Below are 20,807 nucleotides of genomic sequence, written 5' to 3' on the forward strand. Positions count from 1 at the left end.
CATAGTCTTGGGCCATGACCCAACGGATCCTTCAAACATCGCTAGCAGATGAAGCGGCGACAGCCGCACTTGCTGCAACGATTGCACCGATTTTGCTGCCCGGCGACACGCTTTTGCTGGAAGGCGATATCGGAGCAGGTAAGTCTGCCTTTGCACGCGCGCTGATCCGTGCGCGGTTGGGCCGTATGGAAGACGTACCCTCACCGACATTCACATTGGTCCAGACCTATGAAGACGCTGATGGCGATCTCTGGCACTGTGATCTCTATCGGCTGACCCATCCGGATGAGGCGTTGGAGCTTGGCCTCGACACGGCATTTGAAACGGCGATTTGCCTTGTTGAGTGGCCCGACCGATTGGGCGCGGCGACACCACAAAACGCGCTCCGCCTGGCGTTTGTGGCAAATCAGGATAATCATAACGTGACGATCACTGGGTCGGCCGCTTGGGCCAACCGCGTGCGTGTTCTGCATGGTTGATCGCGCAACCTTGATCAAAGAGTTCTTGCAAAACTCGCCTTGGGTCGATTGGGACCAAACGCCCATCACCGGTGATGCGTCATCACGGCGGTATCTGCGACTACACAGGGGCGATAAGACGGTTATCCTCATGGATGCCCCGCCGGAGAACGGCGAAGATACCACGAAATTCGCAGAACTGGCGGCGTTCCTGAACAGCAATAACCTGTCAGCGCCAAAGGTCCTCGCTCATGCGCCAGACATCGGATTAATGGTCATCGCCGATCTTGGCACTATGGATTTCGCCGCCGTTCTCAAAGGCAAACCAGCCGATCAAGCCACCCTGTATGATGCCGCTGTTGACGTACTCATCACGCTCAAGACGCTCAGCGCACCGCAGGGCCTGCCGGTCATGACACCACAGGTTGGCGCGCAGATGATCGATATTCTTGGCACGCATTACACACGGTCATCGGTCACAGAGCTTTGCGCAGAAGTCGAATGCGCGCTTGCCACTCATGCACCCAACCCTGACACCCTAGCCTTGCGCGATTTTCATGCGGAGAATATGATTTGGCGACCAGATCACAAAGGCAATGACCGCGTTGGGTTGCTAGACTTTCAGGACGCGTTCATCGCACCAGAGGGTTATGACCTTGCCTCGCTCTTGCGCGATGTTCGGCGCGATATCCCGCGAGATGTTGTCGCCCAAACCATCGACAACTACTGCGCGCGCACCAACGCACCCGCTAACTTTCGCACGCAGCTCGCCTGCCTTGGCGTGCAACGCAATCTGCGTATCCTTGGCGTCTTTGCCCGGCTGGCGACAGACCATCAAAAACCGCGATATCTGGCATTCATGCCCCGCGTCTGGACCAATATCCTGCACGATCTTGGCGACCCCGCATTGGATCGCCTGAAACGCGCGGTCCTTGCTACTGCCCCGCCTCCCACGACAGATATCTTGAACGGATTGATCGCATGACGGTCCCGATTCTTCTTTTTGCAGCCGGGATGGGCACCCGGATGGGCGCGTTAACGGCAGACCGGCCCAAGCCACTGATCCCTGTGGCAGGCAAGCCGCTGTTGGATCACGCCCTTGATCTGGCAAAGGATGCACAAATCGGCAATGCAGTGGTCAACCTGCATTACAAAGGCCAAATGATCCGCGACCACCTTGCAGGTCAGGACGTCCTTTTTTCCGACGAAACAGATTGCCTCCTTGAAACCGGCGGGGGCTTGCGAAAGGCGCTGCCCCTGCTTGGCGCAAGCCCCGCACTGACAATGAATACGGATGCGGTCTGGAACGGTCCCAACCCGGTGACCCATATCCAGAACGCATGGGACGACAAAATGGAGGCGCTCTTGCTGATGGTGCCCACGAAAAATGTCCACGGTCATCTGGGTAAAGGAGATTTTGAGATTGATGCTGACGGACGGCTGCATCGGGGCCCAGGAGCGATCTACACAGGCGTCCAGATGATCCGGACCGAAGCACTTTTTGATATCCCGGAACAAGCCTTCTCAATGAACGTCGTCTGGGACCAGATTGCAGCGCGCGGCCGACTATACGGCACACTTTATGATGGGCAATGGTGCGATGTTGGCCAGCCCGAAAGCATCACGATCGCCGAGGCCATGCTGCATGTTTGACCAAACCCACACGCCGCGCATCTTTGGCAGCGCTCCCGGCGTGGATTTCGCCAAGAGCCTTGTTGAAGGACTAACCGAGCATTTTGCCGATCTGGCCCCTCATGACTGGGCCAAGGTCGAGATTTACGTCAACACCACACGTATGCGGCGGCGCATTCGGACTGTGTTTGACGACGGGCCAGCCCGGCTTTTGCCGTGCATCCGGCTGGTGACGGATTTGGCAAGCGACCCAATTTCGCTCGCCCTGCGTCCAGCGGTTTCTCCGTTAGAGCGGCGCCTGCAACTGGCGCAATTCGTCAGCAAACTGCTTGATCAAGAGCCGGATCTGGCACCCCGCGCGGCGCTTTATGACCTGTCAGACAGCCTTGCAACGTTGATGGATGAAATGCAGGGCGAAGGTGTAGGGCCAGGTGCCATCGCTAACCTCGATGTCACCGATCAATCCGGTCATTGGGACCGCGCGCTGCGGTTTCTCAAAATCATCACACCGTTCTTCGGTGGGGGCGAAGAAGCGCCTGACAAAGAGGCGCGCCAGCGCATGGTTGTAGAGGCATTGGCGGAACGCTGGGAAACCAATCCGCCGACGCATCCGGTCATCGTGGCAGGCTCCACCGGATCACGTGGCTCGACGGCCCTGTTCATGCAGGCAGTCGCGAAGCTGCCGCAGGGGGCGATCATCCTGCCCGGCTTTGATTTCGATCTGCCAAATGACGTTTGGGCCGGTATGAGCGATGATATGACGGCCGAAGATCACCCACAGTTCCGGTTCCGCCGCCTGATGGACCTGATCGGATTTGAACGCGATGATGTCTCCCCCTGGTCCACGCAAGCGCCGCCGAACGCCAGACGCAATGCGCTAGTATCGCTGTCTCTGCGACCTGCCCCGGTGACGGACCAATGGCGCAAGGACGGCCCAGATCTGGATGATCTGATCGCCCCGACCGAAGCCCTCACACTGATCGAGGCGAGCACACCCCGCGCCGAGGCGGAAGCCATCGCGCTGCGCCTGCGTCAAGCCGCCGAAGATGGGCAGACAGCCGCTCTCATCTCACCGGACCGCATGCTTACCCGCCAAGTCACAGCAGCGCTTGATCGCTGGGACATCACACCTGATGACAGTGCGGGCTTGCCGCTAGCATTGTCGGCACCGGGGCGTTTCTTGCGCCATGTGGCTGATCTATTTGGCAAACCGCTGACTGGTGAGGCCTTGCTGATCTTGCTGAAGCACCCGCTTTGTCATTCCAACCACCCTGACCGGGGCGATCATCTGCGGCACACGCATGATCTGGAACTGCATCTGCGCCGCCACGGGCCGCCCTTTCCAACAGCCGAGGATTTGGCGCGTTGGGCCAGTAAGGATGAACGCCGCGCAAATTGGACGACATGGTTATCGGTCCTAATTTGCAACCTGCAAGACAGCGGCACGCAAGATTTGAGCGCTTACTATGCACAACATATCGCTCTGGCACAGGCGCTCTCTGCCGGACCGGATGGCGAAGAAGCGGGTGGGCTCTGGGACAAAGCTGCCGGGCGCGAAGCGTGGCGGGTTTGTGAAACACTCAGGCTTGCTGCTGGTGCAGGTGGTCCACTGTCTGCGCGCGATTATGCAGCACTTTTTGGTGGCGTCATTGCTGATGGCGTAGTGCGTGACCGCGATGCAGGTCACCCTGATATCCTGATCTGGGGCACGTTGGAGGCACGCGTGCATGGCGTTGATCTGACCATCCTTGGCGGCATGAATGATGGTGTCTGGCCAGAAGCACCAAAACCTGATCCATGGCTCAACCGCGTGATGCGCGCGCAAGCAGGGCTTTTGCTGCCGGAACGGCGCATCGGGCTGTCTGCGCACGACTATCAACAAGCCATCGCCGGGGCAGAGATCTGGATCACTCGTGCAAAACGCTCTGCGGACGCCGAAACCGTGCCCTCGCGCTGGGTGAACCGGCTGACCAATCTGCTCAAAGGTTTGCCGGATCAACGCGGACCGGAAGCCTTGGACGCGATGCAGGCGCGTGGCGATCATTGGCTGGCGATGGCGCATGCGCTGTCCACGCCCAAGGCACGGGGCGCGCCCGCAGCGCGCCCGTCGCCATGCCCGCCGGTTGCAGCGCGACCGGATCGGCTGTCGGTGACACAAATCAAAACGCTCATTCGTGATCCCTTCGCGATTTATGCCCGCAAGACGCTGCGACTTGATCCGCTAGACCCTCTCGTGCCCAGCGCTGATGCACCCCTGCGCGGAATCATCGTTCACCGCATTCTTGAGCGATTCATTGAGGCAAGGGGTGGCCCCGCCGACCGTGATTTGCTGATGCAGATAGCACTGGAAGAATTCACCAAGGACTGCCCGTGGCCCACCGTCCGCGCCCAATGGATGGCACGCATGGAACGATCAGTTGATATCTTTCTGGCTGGAGAGGCTGTCCGACAGGCGCAAGCCAAAGCATCCGTTCTAGAGGCCAAAGGCGAGATTTATGTTGCCCCGTCGGGCGTACTACTAACCTGCAAGGCGGATCGTATCGACCTGACCGAAACGGACGAAGCGCTGATCTATGACTACAAAACCGGTGTCATGCCGACCGGCCCGCAACAGGAAAAATTCGACAAACAGCTTTTGCTTGAAGCGGCCATGGTCGAACGCGGCGCCTTTGAGAATACCGGAGAACGTCATGTGGCGGGCGCCAGCTTCATCGGCGTCAACGCTGGGATGGCCGTCGTGCCAGCGCCGCTTGCCAAGCAACCGCCAGATCAGGTTTGGGCCGAGTTAGAGACACTTTTTGACAACTGGCAAGACCCGACACGCGGGTACACCGCGCGGCTGGCGCTCTTCTTGAAGTCAGACCATGGGCCTTACGATCATCTGTCGCGTTATGGCGAATGGGACACCTCTGATGAACCTGCACCTGAGGTACTGACATGATGCGCGACGATGCAACGCAGCGGCAGGTTGAAGCCGCCGACCCTGGGTACTCTACCTGGCTGTCGGCCAATGCCGGATCAGGCAAAACGCGGGTGCTGACCGACCGCGTTGCGCGGTTGCTACTGGAAGAAGTCTCGCCGCAGAACATCCTGTGCCTCACCTACACCAAAGCCGCCGCAGCCGAGATGCAGAACCGCCTGTTCAAGCGGCTGGGTGCGTGGGCGATGATGCCCGACGCGGATTTGCGGGCAGAGCTGACGACGCTTGGCGTTGATCGCCAGATTGACGGTGCGCAACTGGCGCAGGCACGCACCCTTTTTGCCCGCGCGATTGAAACGCCGGGTGGGTTAAAAATCCAGACGATCCACTCTTTCTGTGCCGGCGTCTTGCGGCGGTTCCCGCTTGAAGCGCAGGTCAGCCCGCAATTCCGCGAAATGGAAGACCGCGATGCAGAATTGCTGCGCGCCGATGTTGTGGATGGCCTTGTCGTGGGGCCAAAAGCAGACGTCGTGCATCAGCTTTTGCAGTATTTCACTGGCGATGACCTTGGCAAATTCACTGCAGAGATTGCCAAAAACAGCGACTATTTTCAAACACCACTGGACCAAGGGGCACTGCTGCAGACGCTTGATCTGCCTGCAGGGCTGAATGCGACACGACTCTGCGATGATGTTTTTGACCGCGATTTGCTGAACCAGCTTGCGAGCGCCTGTTCTGCCGGGTCCGCCAATGATGTCAAAGCGGCGAATGCGCTGACAAGTTTGCTGCACGCTGATGCCGGTCCCAACGATATCCTCAAAGGTCTTGAGGATGTCTTTCTGACTAAATCCGGCAAGGCCCCATTTACCGCCAAAATCGGAACCTTCCCGACCAAAGCCACTCGCAACGCCAACCCTGATCTTATTGCGGATGTTGAGGTGCTGATGGGCCGGGTTGAAGATATCCGCCCGCTCCGCCTCGGGCTGATTGCGTTTGACAGAACCACGGCACTTTATCATTTCGCGCAGGCCTTCCTACCTGCATATGCTGATCGCAAGCTAACCATGGGTGCGCTGGATTTTGACGATCTGATCCGCAAGGCCAAGGCGCTTTTGACCGATCCGGCCGTCGCACAATGGGTGCTGTTTCGGCTGGACGGTGGCATTGATCATATTCTGGTGGATGAGGCGCAGGACACCAGCCCGACCCAATGGGCCGTGATCGAACAGTTGACGCAAGAGTTTGCCACCGGCGAAGGCGCGCGGACCGACCGCGAGCGCACGGTCTTTGTTGTTGGTGACAAAAAACAATCGATCTATTCGTTTCAGGGCGCCGATCCTGCTGCCTTTGACCAGATGAAAGGGCATTTTGAGGCGGCGCATGCGGCGATTGGCAAGCCCTTCAACGTCACCTCGCTTGACCATTCCTTTCGATCCTCGCAGGCAATCCTTTCGGTTGTTGATGCCACTTTCCAAGGTGATCGCGCGGCAGGAATGGACGAAGGACTGAACCACGTTGCATTTAAAGATGGGATGCCGGGGCGTGTTGATCTGTGGCCAGTGGTCGAGAAATCCAAAGACGAAGAAGACCGCGTTTGGTACGAACCTGTCGATCTGCCAAGCGCCACCGATCACACCGTGATCATGGCGCAGCGCGTGGCGGCACAGATCAAGCATATGATCACCAATGACACGATCCCCGTTGAGATCAAGAATACCGGCACATACCAGCGCCGTCCGATCACCGAGGGTGATTTTCTGATCCTTGTCCAGCGCCGGTCAGAACTATTTGCCGAGATTATTCGCGCCTGCAAAGCGGCCAATCTTAAGATAGCGGGCGCTGACCGATTGCGGGTTGGTGCCGAACTTGCGGTGAAAGACCTCGCTGCATTGCTTAGCTTCCTCGCCTTGCCCGAGGATGACCTGTCGCTTGCCGCTGCGCTGCGATCGCCCTTGTTTGACTGGTCGGAACAGGATCTCTTTTCGCTCGCCCATCGCCGGGCCAAGGATGCCTATCTTTGGACAGCGCTGCGTGGTTCTACGCACCATGCAACGCTTGCCGTCATCGACGACTTGCGCACGCAGGCTGATTTCCTGCGCCCCTATGATCTGATCGAACGTATTCTGACGCGGCACGATGGACGCCGCAAACTACTGGCCCGGTTGGGGCCGGAAGCCGAAGACGGTATTGATGCGCTGCTGTCTCAGGCACTGGCTTACGAAAGCACGGGCGTGCCCAGTTTGACTGGGTTTCTGACCTGGATGGAGACCGATGACCTTGAGATCAAGCGCCAGATGGACAGTCAGGGCGACCGCATCCGTGTGATGACAGTGCATGGGGCCAAAGGGCTGGAAGCGCCGATCGTGATCCTGCCGGACACTGCCAAGCGCGACAATCAGGCGAAACAGGAAATGCTGCCCGCCGGGGATCATGTGATCTGGAAAACACCTACCAATGCCTCTGCCCCGGCGGTGACCGCCTTGCGAGATGACGTTGTTGCCAAACAAGCCCGCGAGCGGATGCGTCTGCTTTATGTGGCGATGACACGAGCCGAGAAATGGCTGATCATCGGGGCGGCAGGTGATGTCGGCGACGGTGATGCGAGCTGGTACAATGTCGTTGCCGATGGGTTGGCCCAGCGCGGCGACGTTGATGCGGTGCAAGGTGACTTGACCGTGCGCCGGGTCGCCAAGGGGGATTGGGACGGGCCCGAACTGGTAACCCCGGACCGGAAAGAGCCATCCAAGGTCACGCCATCCGATTTTGGCACGCTGGCGCTTCCTGAAAGGCCCAAAACCATCGCGCCGTCTGAATTGGGCGGCGACAAGGTGCTGCCTGGCGATCCCGCAGAGCTTGATGAGGAAGACGCCAAGGCGCGCGGCACGCAAATTCACCGTTTATTGGAACATCTTCCCGGTGCCCCGCAAAGTGAGCGGCACGGTCTTGGTCTACAACTCATCCAGTCAGATGATGATGCTTTGGTGGAAGAGGTTTGCGCATTGATCGACAAACCGGACCTGCACTGGATATGGACCGACGACGCGCTGACCGAGGTTGATATCACCGCCACTCTGCCGGGCGTCGGGCGCATCCACGGGGCGATTGACAGGTTGATCATCGGACCTGACAAAATCACCGCGATTGACTATAAGTCTAACCGGATTGTGCCTGAGACACCCAACCAGACCCCGCTTGGCCTGACACGACAGCTAGGGGCCTATGCCATGGCGCTCCACAAGATATACCCCGATCACCGCATTGAAGCGGCGATCTTGTGGACCCACACTGGTGATCTGATGGTTTTGCCTGACGATCTGCTTCACGAAGCCATGATCGGGGTTACGACACCTTGACCAACGCGGCCTCGGTTCATAGGTTCCGGCTCTAATGTTTTTCGCCAAGGAGTAACCTGATGGCAACCGTAGCAGTAACAGACGCCACCTTTGACGCCGAAGTCCGACAGTCCGACATCCCTGTTGTTGTCGATTTTTGGGCCGAATGGTGTGGCCCATGCAAACAAATCGGCCCCGCATTGGAAGAGCTTTCCGCCGAGATGGACGGTAAAGTGAAGATCGTCAAAGTGAACGTTGACGAAAACCCCAACTCACCCGCCCAGATGGGCGTGCGGGGCATTCCGGCACTTTTCGTTTTCAAAAACGGTGAGGTTGTTTCCAACAAAGCAGGCGCTGCCCCCAAGGCCGCCATTCAGGGTTGGATCGAAGAATCGATCTAAACTGACACATCTGATTTCGTAGAAAAGGGCACCCATTGCGGTGCCCTTTTTCATACCGGCCACCCATGCCCGCGCAGAACCGTTTGTATCGTCTGTTTAACCTCCGGTCGCCCTGCATTGATCGCCTTCATTTGCAAGAACCAGTAAAGATACGCTGCATAATTCGGTTGGTACCGCATCACTTGATCAAAGGCATCGGGGTCTTGGCCGCGCAACGCGATGTGATGGAAATCGGACTTTCCAAACAAGATAAGCGGTTTTTCAAAGAAATATCCCATGAACCCAACGCTTGAATTCTGGGTCACAACGTAATCGCAGTTCTGCAAATACTGGGCATCACTGTTAAGCGTAACAGTCAGCCGCAGATTGTCAGCCAAGATCTGTTCCAGCGCCCGCTGTTCTGCATCGCTGTAATTCTCAGACGGATGCAGCGTCGCGATCACCTTGCGGTTAGGGTCACGAGCCAGCACAGTTTTGAGCATCTCAACCGGACTGTTAGATTGAAAAGACCGCTGGCGCAGCAACTGCCCTTGTAAAGGCACATAGACAAACCCGTCCCTACGGGCGTGCCGCGGTGCCTCGGCAAACAAGCGCTCGCGCCAGTATCGGAAAAAATTCGCAGCTTTGATTGCTGGAACTGCTGCCGGGTCGAAATGCTCTTGTGCCACAGGCCAATCCCACCGCGCGGCCTGCTGCTCAATATGCCAGAACGGGTAAAGATAGGTCTTGCGAAAGGTCAAACCGCAGTCGTTCACCGGCGGTTCCATCAACCAAAGACTGCGACCAGGTCGGACCAGCGCGCGGGCGCGCGCTAGGTCGTCGTCACCATCAAATGCAACTTGCAGCCCTGCCTCTTCCTGCACATCGGACAGCCTTGAGATAAAATTATGGTTGCCCCCCTCTGCCTGATTGCGCAGCTTGGAGTGCAGATAGAATGTGACGGTGTCCTGCGCGCTCATGCTGGTGACGCTACTGATGTGGCCAAGCGGGAACAAGCCGTGCGGGGTTGTTTGGCAGCAAACCCCTCGCCATATAGGACGCAACACTTTCAGGAGCAGATGATGGCAAGCGAAGAATTCCCCGGCTGGCATGGCACCACAATCATCGGTGTGCGCAAAGGTGGACAAGTTGTCATCGCTGGCGACGGGCAGGTCAGCCTTGGCCAGACTGTGATCAAGGGCACCGCGCGCAAAGTACGGCGTCTATCACCCGGCGGGCAGGATGTGATCTGTGGCTTTGCCGGATCAACTGCTGATGCTTTTACACTGCTTGAGCGGTTGGAGAAGAAACTTGAGGCAACACCGGGTCAGCTTGCCCGTGCTTCCGTTGAATTGGCCAAAGACTGGCGCACCGACAAATACCTGCAAAAGCTCGAAGCGATGCTGATCGTCAGTGACGGGTTCGATCTGTTGGTGATCACAGGCGCCGGTGACGTGCTGGAGCCTGAACATGATATCGCCGCCATCGGATCGGGCGGAAACTTTGCCCTTGCCGCTGGCCGCGCCATGATGGCGTCTGACAAAGACGCCGAAACCGTCGCCCGCGAGGCGATGGCGATTGCCGCTGACATCTGTGTCTACACCAACGGCAACCTGACGGTTGAGACGATTTCCACATGATCGAACGCGATGACCTGCGGGCTGCTGTTGGCAGTGGTCTTATCAACGAAAAACAGGCCGCTGGCCTGATCAGCCTGTCTGACAGCCGCCGTGGCGCACGCGAAAACCTGAACCCCGGCGACGAACCTTTTGAGCTTTTCAAAGGGTTCAACGAGATTTTCATTGTGATCGGCCTGCTGATCCTTTCCGTCGGATGGTGGGGCGTCGTGGCCCTCGCTCTTGGTGATGAGATCGTGAATCTGCAAGATTATGCCATGGTCGTGTCGCTCATCGGTGCGGGTATTCTGTGGCTGTTGTCCGAATATTTTGTACGCAAGCGGCGCATGGTGGCCCCGGCCATCGCCTTGTCGGTCATGTTCGCCGCCAATGCTGCCTTTGGCATTACCGCTGTGATGTCCGAACCCTTCATGATCGCGCAGAACGACTATTCCAGCGTGCCCTTGCCGCTTTTCTTGTCCACACTTGCAATCCTCGTCTATTGGTGGCGTTTCCGCGTACCTTTTGCGATGGCGATGATCGCCGTGGGGCTGTTCATCACTGCCATCGTTTATGCCGCCAGCCGTGAAGGGCGCGTGGCAGATATGAGCGAGTTTTTCCTACTCTCCGCTGGCGGCCCTTTTGCATGGATCACATTGGTTTTGGGCATCCTGGTCTTTGCTGTCGCCATGATGTTCGACATGAGCGACCCACACCGTGTGACGCGTCGTTCAGCCAATGGATTCTGGTTGCATGTGGTCGCAGCCCCAGCATTGGTTAACACCATGGCCCTGTCGCTGCTGGATCAAGACAGCAATCTGATCCTGCTTGCAGTGCTGATGCTTTTTGCCGTCGTCGCCATCGTCATCGACCGCCGTTCATTCCTAATCGCCGCAATCGGCTATATCGTGGCCCTCGCGGCAACCGTCTTTGATGGGGATGGGGCGGCGCTGACTGTGCTGATCCTTGGCGTTGTCCTCCTTCTACTTGGTGCGTTTTGGGAACGGATCAGGGCACGCATCTTGCGCCTGATGCCTGGCTTTGTCCCGCTGCACCGTCTTCCTCCTTCGCAAGTTTGAAAGTAATCATGACTGACCTGACCCCCCGTGAAATCGTTTCGGAACTTGACCGTTTCATCATCGGCCAGAAGGACGCCAAACGTGCCGTTGCCGTGGCTTTGCGCAACCGCTGGCGGCGCAAGCAATTGGGTGATGATCTGCGGGATGAGGTTTACCCCAAGAACATCCTTATGATCGGGCCCACCGGTGTGGGTAAAACAGAAATCTCTCGTCGTTTGGCGAAACTGGCGCGCGCGCCCTTCCTCAAGGTCGAAGCGACCAAGTTTACAGAGGTCGGTTATGTGGGTCGTGACGTTGAACAGATCATCCGCGATCTGGTTGATACTGCGATCATCGATACCCGCGAACACATGCGCGAAGACGTCAAAGCCAAAGCGCGTGCCGCTGCCGAAAATCGTGTGATCACTGCTGTTGCTGGCACCGACGCTCGCGACGCCACGCGCGATATGTTTCGCAAGAAACTGAAATCGGGTGATCTGGACGACACAGTGATTGAGCTTGAACTGACCGACACGTCCAACCCGATGGGTGGTTTTGAAATCCCCGGCCAGCCCGGCGGTATGGGCGGCATGATGAACCTTGGCGATTTGTTCGGCAAAGCAATGGGCGGGCGCACAGTCAAAAAGAAGATGACGGTCGCCGATAGCTATGACGCGCTGGTTGCGGATGAGGCGGACAAACTATTGGACGATGAATCTGTGACCAAGTCGGCACTGGAAGCGGTCGAACAGAATGGCATTGTGTTCCTAGATGAAATCGACAAGGTCTGCGCACGCGCTGACGCACGCGGTGCTGATGTCTCGCGCGAAGGCGTGCAGCGTGATTTGCTACCACTGATCGAAGGAACCACCGTTTCCACCAAACATGGGCCAATCAAAACCGACCATATCCTGTTCATCGCATCCGGCGCTTTCCATGTGGCCAAGCCATCGGATTTGCTACCCGAATTGCAGGGTCGCTTGCCGATCCGGGTTGAATTGCGGGCACTCACCGAAGGCGATTTCGTGCGCATCCTGACCGAAACAGATAACGCGCTGACACTGCAGTATTCTGCCCTGATGAAAACCGAAGAGGTCACCGTGACCTTCACCGAAGACGGGATCAAGGCGTTGGCCAAAATCGCGGCTGAGGTGAACGAAGCCGTCGAAAACATTGGGGCGCGCAGGCTTTATACTGTGATCGAACGCGTGTTCGAGGATCTTTCCTTTAGCGCGCCCGACCGAGCGGGTGATGAGATTGCGATTGATGGCGCTTTTGTCGAAGAGCATTTGGGTGAGTTGTCGCGGTCGATGGACGTCAGCCGCTACGTATTGTGATGCGGCTAAACCGATATCCCGCCGTGATCGTGCTGTTTTTCGCGGGCATTCTAACGGTGATCTTTGCCTATGCGACGCTGAACCTGTTTCAGATGTCGATGGCGAATATCCGGTTCCTGCGCGAATTCGGCACGATGGCAGTCATGGAGGGGGCGCTGTTTCAGCTTTTGCAAATACTCCTCTCGGCTACGATTGCCATGGTCAGCTACATCGGGTTCAAAATCTGCGAAAGCGAATTGGTCCATCGCTATCACGAATGGCAAAATCGCTGATTTTGGGGCTTTCACCTCTGCGCTGATCGGATCATCAAAGGCGCATGAGCCGTCAGACAGGATACCTGCGATTCATCCGCGCAAACCTGCCCTTCCTTGGGGCGGGGTTCTTGCTTTCGTTCTTGTCGAGCTTTGGGCAGACCTTCTTTATCGCCATCTTTGGCGGGGAAATCCGCGAGGCTTACGGACTATCCAATGGCGATTGGGGATTGATCTACATGGTCGGCACCGGGGCGTCAGCGGCAGTGATGGTTGTTGCAGGCGGATTGGCGGACAGGTTCCGTGTGCGGAGCCTGGGTATTGTCGTCGTCCTGATGTTGGCGTCGGCCTGCCTCTTTATGGCGTTCAACACCGCCGCAGCCCTATTGCCTTTCGTGATTTTTGCAGTGCGTTTCACCGGGCAAGGAATGACAAGCCATGTGGCCGTCGTGGCCATGGCCCGGTGGTTCGTCGCGACGCGCGGGCGCGCGCTGGCGGTGGCATCCTTTGGGTTCATGTTTGGTGAGGCGACGTTGCCGCTCACCATGGTTTGGCTGAAAACCATGATCGAATGGCGCACGCTCTGGATTGGTTTTGCTGGGTTCTGCGTTTTGGCCTGTTTTGTGCTGTACCGGCTGCTGCGGTTGGAACGCACACCGCAGGCAATGGCCGAAACCACGCAATCCACGGGCATGGACGGCAGGCAATGGACACGGGCCGAGGCGCTGCGCCACCCGTTGTTCTGGGCGATGGTCCCTGCTGTCATGTCATTTTCAGGCTTTGGCACAGCGTTCTGGTTTCATCAGGTGCATTTCGCCGAAATCAAAGGTTGGTCACATCTGGCACTGGTATCGGTTTTTCCGCTGGGCACGCTCGCCTTGTCACTCTCCACGGTCGGCTATGGTTGGGCTATTGACAGGTTTGGGGCTGTTCGGCTGTTGCCAATCTACCTGATCCCTTATGTGATCGCCTTCATTCTGCATTGGTACGCGCCCTCGCTCGGTTGGACAGCGTTAGCCGTGGTTTTGATGGGGATCGCTGGTGGTGGGCAAACAACATTGCTGAATGCCTGCTGGGCAGAGTTTTATGGCACAAAGAACATCGGATCGATCAAATCGGCAGCAGCAGCATTAATGGTGCTGGGGTCCGCCATTGGGCCGGGGCTTAGCGGGTGGTTGATTGACATCGGTGTCGGGTTTGAAGTGCAGCAGCTTGGGTATGCCGCCCTTTTCGCCTTTGCGGCGCTGATCCTCATCGTGCCAACCCGCCGGGCACTGGCCGCTTTAGCGGCCTCGTCTTAGATAAACGTAATACGCCCCATGCCCGCCATGGCGCATATGGGCTGGGGTCACCTGCAAAATCGCTTGAGACAACGGCGGCAGCGCGAGCCACTGCGGGACCTGATGACGAAGCACCCCATGTCGCGTGGGGATTGGCCCACCATCATCACGATCTTTGCCCTTGCCGGTAATGACCAATACCAAACGACGGCTCATCGCCTGAGAATTGAGGATAAATCCCACAAGTTCGGGGTGCGCTTCGGCCATGGTCATCCCATGCAGGTCGATGCGCGCCTCTGGTTTCAATTTGCCGCGCTTCATTTTTCCAAATGACTTGCTGTCCATATTGACAGGAGAGGCAGCCAATCGATCCACCAAAGGGCGCATCAGATCGTGATGGCGGCGGGGTTGCGCGCGTTCACCCACCTTGAAGGTTGGCAGCGGGTCCGCTGCTGCCATCGGTTTTTTGGGTTTGGGGGTGATGTCGGGCGCTGGCGTTTCCCGGTCTGCATGTAGCGGCGTTGCGCGTTCCGCGACACGATCCCACAACGCGCGTTCCTCTTGTGACAAATGGCGCGGCTTTCGCATCAGCGTTGCGCCACCATCAAACAATGCGCAATCGTCGCGGGCAGCAAAACAACCATGCGGCCGCCGTCTTTGATCTGCCCAGCCTCCATCCCCGCCTGCGCACCAGTACCAAAAAAGATATCGGCCCGTTGCGCACCCTTGATCGCAGAGCCCGTATCTTGCGCGATCATCAACCGGTTCACAGGTGCGGCTCCGCCTTTTTCAATCCAGACCGGCGCGCCCAGCGCGACGAACTCTGGATCAACAGCAATCGACCGGTGCGGCGTAATCGATCGGTTCATCGCGCCTAACGGGCCAAGTTCGGCTGGGACTTCGCTGACTTCGCGAAAGAACACATAGCTTTCGTTTTCCCACAGCAGGGCAAGGCCCGCATCTCGGTTCTCGGCAACCCAATTGCGGATGACCGCCGCTGACACCTCGTGCTCGGCAAAGATGCCGCGCTCGACCAGCTTCATCCCAATAGAGGAATAGTCGCGCCCGTTCTTTGCGCCATAGCCGACCCGCATCATTGTGCCATCAGGCAACCGAACCCGCCCAGAACCCTGCACTTGCAGGAAAAACAGATCAACGGGGTCTGTCAGCCAGGCCAATTCCAACCCCTGATCCCTGAGCGGCTGGTCTTCTTCGATCTGGCGGCGTGTATAGTAGGGTTCTCCCGGTGTCAGGTCGTCGGGCACGGCATAGATCGGATATTGATAAGCGTCACCCCAGATGCGTGATCCGGGCAGTTCCGGTTCAAAATAGCCGGTGAACAACATCGGCTCGCCATCCTCGATCAGAATGGGGCGAAAGAACTTTTCGAAAAAGCCGCGCGGCTCTGGTCCGGTTCGGGCAAAATCACACAGGATTGCCCATTCGCGATCTGGCATGTCACCGCATGTGTTCAGAAAAACATCCAGGGCCGCCTGATGATCATCAGACGGCCAATCGTTGAGGTCTTCATAAGAAAGCTGGGTATATGTCGGTTCAGCCATGACACTGCCTGCAATTGTCAGTGATAACCCAATCGCCGCCGCCCAGCCTGCGATCATTCGCCCGTAGCAACAAGCCGCCAGTTCGGATCGCCAGCGTCCATTTTGCGCGCAAAGGTCCATGTATCTTTCTGGCGCTTGATCTCTGACTCACTGCCTTCGATCACGTCACCGGCGTTGTCACGGACAACAGAAGTCATTTCGCTTTTGAAGCGCACACTGACTTCACCGTCTTTGGAGACCTCGTCAAACTCTGCATCTGTCAGGGTCATATCACTGATGCCAATGAATTTGGCGTCGATCGTCAGGCCTTGACGCTGACGTTCATCAACGACACCGGCAAAGGCTTCGTACACATCTTCAGAGATAAACGGAACTATGTCGTCCAGTTCACCATTTTCAAAGGCCATCAGGATCATTTCATAAGCGCCGCGCGCACCACCCAAAAATTCGCTGACATTAAAAGCTGGATCAACGCGTTTCATCGCGGCGAGGGCTTTGGCGGCGTCAGAATCTTCTTCCACGTGGTCGGTGATATCCAGATCAGGGCCACCTTCGATCACATCAAAGTCAGGCTTGCCCGTGCGGCGGGATGGGTCAGGCCGGGTGGCGGCAGGTTTCTCAAAACCTTCACGGGTGCCTAGCACGCCGCGCAGGCGCAAAATTAGGAACACAGCGATGCCAGCAAGCACCAAAAGCTGAATAAGCGGAGAATTCATTGCGACCTCGTTTCGGGGAGGGCATGGAAACACGCCCTTTCATTCCTTATGTAGGTCAGGGGTAAGGCCAAGTCCACCTTACCCCCGAACATGTTATGAAAGGCTAACCCTATGTGGCTGTTGCTGGCGTTTATTGCTGTTCCAATGATCGAAATCGCCCTGTTCATACAGGTTGGCGGGTTCATTGGCGTTTGGTGGACATTGTTGATCGTGCTGTTGACGGCGATTACTGGATCCTACCTTGTGCGTAGTCAGGGCCTGCAAGAGCTTAGTAAGCTGCAAAATTCGTTCAAAGACCTGCAAGATCCGACAGAGCCTTTGGCGAATGGCGCGATGATCCTCTTTGCCGGTGCGCTTTTGCTGACGCCGGGGTTCTTTACCGATGCCGTTGGTCTGTCGCTTTTGGTGCCGGGAGTGCGCAGCGCGGCCTTTCAATGGGTGAAAAGCCGGGTGAAAGTACAGCAGTTTGAAATGGGTCAAGACCCTGCCCAGCGCCCACAACCATCCGGTGATCGTGTGATTGATGGTGAGTTTGAAGATGTGACCCCACAGAAAAACCGCCGCGATGGCCCATCAGAGTGGACCCGGCATTGAGCCTTTAGAAATAGGCTGATAGGAACGCGCGAACCTTTTTGAACTGGAGCACTTTCCAATGTCCGATACACCCGAAAATGGTGCCGCTACCCCGCCGCAACAACCGCAGATCACCAGCCGCATTCTGGCGCAGTACATCCGCGATATGTCTTTCGAGAATATCCTTGCCCAAAAGGGTGTGACCGGCGACGCGCAGCCCGAAATTCAGGTGCAGGTGAACCTTGACGCGCGCAAGCGCAAACAAAAAGACCAGTATGAGGTCATCACCAAGCTGAACATCACCAGCAAGACAAAAGAAAAGTCAGAACCGCTTTTCATGCTTGAGCTTGAATATGCCGGCGTTTTTCAGGTTGAAGGCGTCCCGGAAGAGCAGATGCACCCATATCTGCTGATCGAATGCCCGCGCATGACATTCCCATTCCTGCGCCGCATCGTCAGCGACGTCACGCGCGACGGTGGCTTCCCACCGCTGAACCTCGATACGATTGATTTCCTTGCCCTCTATCGCTCAGAGCTGGCGCGTCGCGCCGAATCTGAGAAAGTTGCGAAAGAAAAGGCAAACTAAGGCAGGGCTTTAGCCCCGTTTTTTCCACAATGCGCCGTCGCCCAACTGATCTAGAAACGCAGTATGGGCGGCGGCTTCTTCATTGGTGAGCTTGCTTGGCAATGACGTTGGGCGTGCAGATGGCCGCCAATCATCCAATCCACCATTCGCAGATTTACTACCGCTATCAGTGGCTAGCGCGAAATCGGGTTGTCGCCCACCGATAAGCTCAAGATAGACCTCGGCCAGAATCTCACTGTCGAGCAACGCCCCGTGCAGGGTGCGGGAACTGTTGTCGATGGCAAAGCGTCGGCAAAGCGCATCAAGCGATGCGGGGGAGCCGGGAAATCTTCGCCGTGCGATGGCCAGCGTATCAATGGCTTGATCCATGGGCAGCAACGGACGATCAACCCAGCCCAGTTCGGCATTCAGGAACTTCATGTCAAAGGCGGCGTTGTGGATGATCAGTTTTGCATCACCGACGAAATCGACAAATTCTTGCGCGATATCTTTGAAAAACGGCTTGTCGCGGAGCGTTTCCTGTCCCGGCTCTGGCTTTTGCGGCGGCTCGAGCAAATCCGGGCCGATGCCATGCACGCCAAAGGCTTCTGCGGGCATGGATCGTTGCGGGTTTATATATTGGTGATAGGTTCGTCCGGTTGGCACATGTCCCATCAGTTCAACCGCGCCGATTTCGACAATCCGGTCGCCCTCACCAGGTTCAAATCCTGTGGTTTCGGTATCGAGGACGATTTCACGCATCACTTGGCCCTATCAATTCAGCAATCAGATTTTGCACCGCTTTGCGGGTCGCGTCCATATCGTGGGTCTCTATCACATGATCCGCGCGGCTTCGTTTTTCTGTATCAGAGATTTGCAGGTCCAGAATCCGCTCAAACTGGTCTTCTGTCATGTCGGGTCGCGCCATGACGCGGGTCTTTTGAACTTCTGCCGGGACAGAAACAACAAGCACCGATGATAACCAGTCCTGTGCGCTGGTTTCAAACAGCAATGGGATATCAAGGACAACAAGTGGTGCGTCGGTTTCCTTAAGAAAATCCGTGCGGTGTTGGGCGACAAGCGGGTGCACTATTTCTTCGATTTTGCCGATGAACCCCAGATCATCTGCGATCATGGTGCGCAGGACATTTCGGTCAACGGCGCCGCCGACAACCGCATCCGGCATCGCCTCTTGGAAGGCAGGCACGGCGGCGCCCCCTTTTGCGTAGAGTTCATGCACTGCGGCGTCCGCATCCCAAACGGGAACACCTTCATCGCGAAACATCTGTGCTGTTGTCGACTTTCCCATGCCGATGGAACCGGTCAAGCCCAACAGATGTGTCATTCCAAAACTGCACGGCGGGTTGCTTCATCGACTTCAGGTCGCTGCCCAAACCAGCGCTCAAATCCGGGCACACCCTGATGCAACAGCATGCCAAGGCCATCCACTGTCGTGCAGCCTTTTTCCTGAGCTGCTTCAAGGAAGGGTGTGCGGAGCGGGTTGTATACAATGTCGGTCACAACAGCCTCTGGGCGCAAACTGTCGAGCGAGACCTTGAATTCCTGCCCGCCAACCATGCCAAGCGACGTTGTGTTGATGACGGTATTGGCGTCCTCCAACATCTTATCGGCCTGAACCCAATCCATCACAGTCACCCGTGCGCCAAAATCAGCACGTAGTGCTTCGGCTTTGGGACGGGTGCGGTTTGAAATGATGATCTCTGGAACGCCGGCGTCAGCCAAGGCCACGATGATCGCGCGGGCGGCACCGCCTGCCCCGAAAATAGCGGCAGGTCCCGCCTTGGGATCCCAATCAGGCGCACTTTGGCGCAGATTGGCCATAAACCCGTAACCATCTGTATTATCAGCGAAAATTCGACCATCTTCTTTGAAGATCAATGTGTTCGCGGCCCCAATCAGCGTTGCCCGATCAGTGATCTGATCAGCGAATTGCATCACGCTGACCTTATGCGGGATCGTGACGTTGGCGCCGATGAAGCCCTGTTTTGGCAGGTCCCGCAGCGTCGATTCCAACGCGTCTTCGGTCACTTTGATTGCCGTATACTCGCCATCCAACCCATAGCGGTTCAGCCAATAGCTGTGCAATTTAGGTGATAGAGAATGGCTGATCGGGTTTCCGATTACGGCGGCGCGTGGCAGATTGGTCATGTCGGCAATGTTCCGCGAAGTGTCAGATATGACAAGAGTTCGAGAAGCGGCAGACCCAGAACATTGAAATAATCTCCTTCAATGCGTGTAAAAAGTCGCACTCCTTCTTCTTCGAGTTTGTAAGCGCCGACAGCATGGCGGATGCTGTCCCAGTTCCGAGCGACGTAATCTTCTAGATAGCTGTCGGATGCATCACGCATGTGCAGGCGCACAATGCCCACATGCCGCCAAAGCGGTTTGCCATCACCATAAATCACGGCGGCTGAAAGAAGTTGGTGCCGTTGACCGCGCAGCGACTGAAGTTGCGACAACGCCTCGGCTGGTGTTTCAGGTTTAGCCAAGATTTCGCGACCATGGGCAAGGATCTGATCACAGCCGATCACAAGGGCTTCTGGGTGTTTGGCGGCAATGCGCTGGGCCTTCATTTCGGCCAGGGTGTCGGCGATGTCGCGGGGCGAGGCATCCTCGGCCTGAAGAGAGGCGCGGATGGCAGTTTCGTCGATGCGTGCTATGATCACGTCGAAAGTAAGCCCGGCGTTTTGAAGCAATTGGGCGCGGATTTCGGAGCCGGAAGCCAATATGATCCGATCGTTCATGTGGATAACCTTTGGGATAATCTCTGTGTCGTCGTTCGGGTGGTTCTGGGCATATCTAACACGATCAGCCGGACCGTGGAGAAGGTTCGTGTTTCAATTCCGTTCAGTTCATTTTTTCCACGGTGGACGGGGATAAGTAGGGGTTGTGGAAGAATCTGGTCTGGCTGGCCTGTCAAGTGGAACAGTTCGGGTTTTTTGATCCAAAGGTGTTGACGTAAAGTGTTGTTATATTTGTATTTATTTGATGTTTCTTCTTCGTTCTTTATGAAACATTTTGTTGGTTCGCCTTGGGATAACTCTGCGGATGAATGGACAACCCACAGGAAATCGTTGCTCTATCTACAACATCATCTTTTCTTTCT

21 protein-coding genes are annotated in these 20,807 nt (G+C 56.8%); 13 read left to right on the forward strand and 8 right to left on the reverse strand.

Annotated features, from left to right (window positions below; all coding sequences use genetic code 11):
• The first annotated feature begins 14 nt into the window (after positions 1-14).
• The 6 genes from tsaE to trxA are packed head-to-tail and all read left to right on the forward strand — an operon-like array spanning position 15 to position 8,743.
• Entirely contained in the window at positions 15-479 is a 465-nt protein-coding gene (gene tsaE / locus DHN10_RS00475; protein ID WP_108813301.1) for a tRNA (adenosine(37)-N6)-threonylcarbamoyltransferase complex ATPase subunit type 1 TsaE, read from the forward strand.
• A complete protein-coding gene (locus tag DHN10_RS00480) occupies positions 472-1,443 on the forward strand; it encodes an aminoglycoside phosphotransferase family protein (protein ID WP_108813302.1) in 972 nt (323 codons plus the stop codon). Before tsaE ends, DHN10_RS00480 begins: the two co-directional genes overlap by 8 nt.
• Complete coding sequence (locus DHN10_RS00485; RefSeq protein WP_108813303.1) at positions 1,440-2,111, forward strand: nucleotidyltransferase family protein; 672 nt, start codon at positions 1,440-1,442, stop codon at positions 2,109-2,111. The genes DHN10_RS00480 and DHN10_RS00485 overlap by 4 nt, the downstream gene beginning before the upstream one ends.
• Positions 2,104-5,031 carry a double-strand break repair protein AddB gene (gene addB / locus DHN10_RS00490; RefSeq protein ID WP_108813304.1) on the forward strand — a complete coding sequence of 976 codons (2,928 nt, stop codon included), beginning with the start codon at positions 2,104-2,106 and terminating at the stop codon, positions 5,029-5,031. Before DHN10_RS00485 ends, addB begins: the two co-directional genes overlap by 8 nt.
• Complete coding sequence (addA, locus tag DHN10_RS00495) at positions 5,028-8,363, forward strand: double-strand break repair helicase AddA (RefSeq protein WP_108813305.1); 3,336 nt, start codon at positions 5,028-5,030, stop codon at positions 8,361-8,363. Before addB ends, addA begins: the two co-directional genes overlap by 4 nt.
• 59 nt (positions 8,364-8,422) lie before the next feature.
• Complete coding sequence (gene trxA, locus DHN10_RS00500; RefSeq protein WP_108813306.1) at positions 8,423-8,743, forward strand: thioredoxin; 321 nt, start codon at positions 8,423-8,425, stop codon at positions 8,741-8,743.
• A gap of 50 nt (positions 8,744-8,793) precedes the next feature.
• On the opposite strand, the gene DHN10_RS00505 is transcribed toward trxA, so the two are convergent.
• Positions 8,794-9,702 carry a capsular polysaccharide export protein, LipB/KpsS family gene (locus DHN10_RS00505; protein ID WP_108813868.1) on the reverse strand — a complete coding sequence of 303 codons (909 nt, stop codon included), beginning with the start codon at positions 9,700-9,702 and terminating at the stop codon, positions 8,794-8,796.
• A 102-nt stretch (positions 9,703-9,804) separates the two neighbouring features.
• On the opposite strand from DHN10_RS00505, the gene hslV reads away from it, so the two are divergent.
• From hslV to DHN10_RS00530, 5 genes are read left to right on the forward strand one after another with little or no spacing between them, the layout of a single operon-like run.
• Positions 9,805-10,362: an ATP-dependent protease subunit HslV gene (gene hslV, locus DHN10_RS00510; RefSeq protein ID WP_108813869.1), complete on the forward strand. Its 558-nt coding sequence runs from the start codon at positions 9,805-9,807 to the stop codon at positions 10,360-10,362.
• Positions 10,359-11,417, forward strand: a complete 1,059-nt coding sequence (locus tag DHN10_RS00515) for a hypothetical protein (RefSeq protein ID WP_108813307.1) — start codon at positions 10,359-10,361, stop codon at positions 11,415-11,417. Before hslV ends, DHN10_RS00515 begins: the two co-directional genes overlap by 4 nt.
• Positions 11,418-11,425: 8 nt before the next feature.
• Positions 11,426-12,733, forward strand: coding sequence for an ATP-dependent protease ATPase subunit HslU (gene hslU, locus DHN10_RS00520; RefSeq protein WP_108813308.1), 1,308 nt, complete (start codon positions 11,426-11,428; stop codon positions 12,731-12,733).
• Entirely contained in the window at positions 12,733-13,005 is a 273-nt protein-coding gene (locus DHN10_RS00525; RefSeq protein WP_108813309.1) for a hypothetical protein, read from the forward strand. The genes hslU and DHN10_RS00525 overlap by 1 nt, the downstream gene beginning before the upstream one ends.
• A gap of 44 nt (positions 13,006-13,049) precedes the next feature.
• The gene (locus DHN10_RS00530; RefSeq protein WP_108813310.1) at positions 13,050-14,285 is read left to right on the forward strand and encodes an MFS transporter; all 1,236 of its coding nucleotides are present in this window, start codon (positions 13,050-13,052) and stop codon (positions 14,283-14,285) included.
• Here DHN10_RS00530 and DHN10_RS00535 read toward each other — a convergent pair.
• From DHN10_RS00535 to DHN10_RS00545, 3 genes are read right to left on the reverse strand one after another with little or no spacing between them, the layout of a single operon-like run.
• Positions 14,268-14,852, reverse strand: a complete 585-nt coding sequence (locus DHN10_RS00535) for a Smr/MutS family protein (RefSeq protein ID WP_108813311.1) — start codon at positions 14,850-14,852, stop codon at positions 14,268-14,270. The two genes, DHN10_RS00530 and DHN10_RS00535, sit on opposite strands and share 18 nt — an antisense overlap.
• Complete coding sequence (gene mltA, locus DHN10_RS00540) at positions 14,852-15,883, reverse strand: murein transglycosylase A (RefSeq protein WP_234416937.1); 1,032 nt, start codon at positions 15,881-15,883, stop codon at positions 14,852-14,854. Before mltA ends, DHN10_RS00535 begins: the two co-directional genes overlap by 1 nt.
• Positions 15,880-16,542 carry a Tim44/TimA family putative adaptor protein gene (locus DHN10_RS00545; RefSeq protein ID WP_108813312.1) on the reverse strand — a complete coding sequence of 221 codons (663 nt, stop codon included), beginning with the start codon at positions 16,540-16,542 and terminating at the stop codon, positions 15,880-15,882. Before DHN10_RS00545 ends, mltA begins: the two co-directional genes overlap by 4 nt.
• Before the next feature lie 111 nt (positions 16,543-16,653).
• Here DHN10_RS00545 and DHN10_RS00550 point away from each other — a divergent pair, with 111 nt between their 5' ends.
• Together DHN10_RS00550 and secB are read left to right on the forward strand one after the other, a co-directional pair.
• Positions 16,654-17,136: an FxsA family protein gene (locus tag DHN10_RS00550; protein ID WP_108813313.1), complete on the forward strand. Its 483-nt coding sequence runs from the start codon at positions 16,654-16,656 to the stop codon at positions 17,134-17,136.
• A 58-nt stretch (positions 17,137-17,194) separates the two neighbouring features.
• Positions 17,195-17,701: a protein-export chaperone SecB gene (gene secB / locus DHN10_RS00555; RefSeq protein WP_108813314.1), complete on the forward strand. Its 507-nt coding sequence runs from the start codon at positions 17,195-17,197 to the stop codon at positions 17,699-17,701.
• A 9-nt stretch (positions 17,702-17,710) separates the two neighbouring features.
• On the opposite strand, the gene dnaQ is transcribed toward secB, so the two are convergent.
• Genes dnaQ through DHN10_RS00575 form a run of 4 tightly spaced genes read right to left on the reverse strand, consistent with a single transcriptional unit; the run spans position 17,711 to position 20,445 of the window.
• On the reverse strand, positions 17,711-18,442 hold the full coding sequence (gene dnaQ, locus DHN10_RS00560) for a DNA polymerase III subunit epsilon (protein ID WP_108813315.1): 732 nt from the start codon (positions 18,440-18,442) through the stop codon (positions 17,711-17,713).
• Positions 18,435-19,025, reverse strand: a complete 591-nt coding sequence (gene coaE / locus DHN10_RS00565; protein WP_108813316.1) for a dephospho-CoA kinase — start codon at positions 19,023-19,025, stop codon at positions 18,435-18,437. Before coaE ends, dnaQ begins: the two co-directional genes overlap by 8 nt.
• Positions 19,022-19,849, reverse strand: coding sequence for a shikimate dehydrogenase (locus tag DHN10_RS00570; protein ID WP_108813317.1), 828 nt, complete (start codon positions 19,847-19,849; stop codon positions 19,022-19,024). The genes coaE and DHN10_RS00570 overlap by 4 nt, the downstream gene beginning before the upstream one ends.
• The gene (locus DHN10_RS00575; RefSeq protein ID WP_108813318.1) at positions 19,846-20,445 is read right to left on the reverse strand and encodes a Maf family protein; all 600 of its coding nucleotides are present in this window, start codon (positions 20,443-20,445) and stop codon (positions 19,846-19,848) included. Before DHN10_RS00575 ends, DHN10_RS00570 begins: the two co-directional genes overlap by 4 nt.
• Between the last annotated feature and the right edge of the window lie 362 nt (positions 20,446-20,807).

It is taken from the genome of Loktanella sp. Alg231-35 (genome assembly GCF_900143545.1).
Classification (GTDB): domain Bacteria; phylum Pseudomonadota; class Alphaproteobacteria; order Rhodobacterales; family Rhodobacteraceae; genus Yoonia.

Excerpts from the sequence above, each read along its gene's own strand:
- tsaE (WP_108813301.1), top strand. The coding sequence starts at position 15 with ATGACCCAACGGATCCTTCAAACATCGCTAGCAGATGAAGCGGCGACA.
- DHN10_RS00480 (WP_108813302.1), top strand. The coding sequence starts at position 472 with ATGGTTGATCGCGCAACCTTGATCAAAGAGTTCTTGCAAAACTCGCCT.
- DHN10_RS00485 (WP_108813303.1), top strand. The coding sequence starts at position 1,440 with ATGACGGTCCCGATTCTTCTTTTTGCAGCCGGGATGGGCACCCGGATG.
- addB (WP_108813304.1), top strand. The coding sequence starts at position 2,104 with ATGTTTGACCAAACCCACACGCCGCGCATCTTTGGCAGCGCTCCCGGC.
- addA (WP_108813305.1), top strand. The coding sequence starts at position 5,028 with ATGATGCGCGACGATGCAACGCAGCGGCAGGTTGAAGCCGCCGACCCT.
- trxA (WP_108813306.1), top strand. The coding sequence starts at position 8,423 with ATGGCAACCGTAGCAGTAACAGACGCCACCTTTGACGCCGAAGTCCGA.
- DHN10_RS00505 (WP_108813868.1), bottom strand. The coding sequence starts at position 9,702 with ATGAGCGCGCAGGACACCGTCACATTCTATCTGCACTCCAAGCTGCGC.
- hslV (WP_108813869.1), top strand. The coding sequence starts at position 9,805 with ATGGCAAGCGAAGAATTCCCCGGCTGGCATGGCACCACAATCATCGGT.
- DHN10_RS00515 (WP_108813307.1), top strand. The coding sequence starts at position 10,359 with ATGATCGAACGCGATGACCTGCGGGCTGCTGTTGGCAGTGGTCTTATC.
- hslU (WP_108813308.1), top strand. The coding sequence starts at position 11,426 with ATGACTGACCTGACCCCCCGTGAAATCGTTTCGGAACTTGACCGTTTC.
- DHN10_RS00525 (WP_108813309.1), top strand. The coding sequence starts at position 12,733 with ATGCGGCTAAACCGATATCCCGCCGTGATCGTGCTGTTTTTCGCGGGC.
- DHN10_RS00530 (WP_108813310.1), top strand. The coding sequence starts at position 13,050 with ATGAGCCGTCAGACAGGATACCTGCGATTCATCCGCGCAAACCTGCCC.
- DHN10_RS00535 (WP_108813311.1), bottom strand. The coding sequence starts at position 14,852 with ATGCGAAAGCCGCGCCATTTGTCACAAGAGGAACGCGCGTTGTGGGAT.
- mltA (WP_234416937.1), bottom strand. The coding sequence starts at position 15,883 with ATGATCGCAGGCTGGGCGGCGGCGATTGGGTTATCACTGACAATTGCA.
- DHN10_RS00545 (WP_108813312.1), bottom strand. The coding sequence starts at position 16,542 with ATGAATTCTCCGCTTATTCAGCTTTTGGTGCTTGCTGGCATCGCTGTG.
- DHN10_RS00550 (WP_108813313.1), top strand. The coding sequence starts at position 16,654 with ATGTGGCTGTTGCTGGCGTTTATTGCTGTTCCAATGATCGAAATCGCC.
- secB (WP_108813314.1), top strand. The coding sequence starts at position 17,195 with ATGTCCGATACACCCGAAAATGGTGCCGCTACCCCGCCGCAACAACCG.
- dnaQ (WP_108813315.1), bottom strand. The coding sequence starts at position 18,442 with ATGCGTGAAATCGTCCTCGATACCGAAACCACAGGATTTGAACCTGGT.
- coaE (WP_108813316.1), bottom strand. The coding sequence starts at position 19,025 with ATGACACATCTGTTGGGCTTGACCGGTTCCATCGGCATGGGAAAGTCG.
- DHN10_RS00570 (WP_108813317.1), bottom strand. The coding sequence starts at position 19,849 with ATGACCAATCTGCCACGCGCCGCCGTAATCGGAAACCCGATCAGCCAT.
- DHN10_RS00575 (WP_108813318.1), bottom strand. The coding sequence starts at position 20,445 with ATGAACGATCGGATCATATTGGCTTCCGGCTCCGAAATCCGCGCCCAA.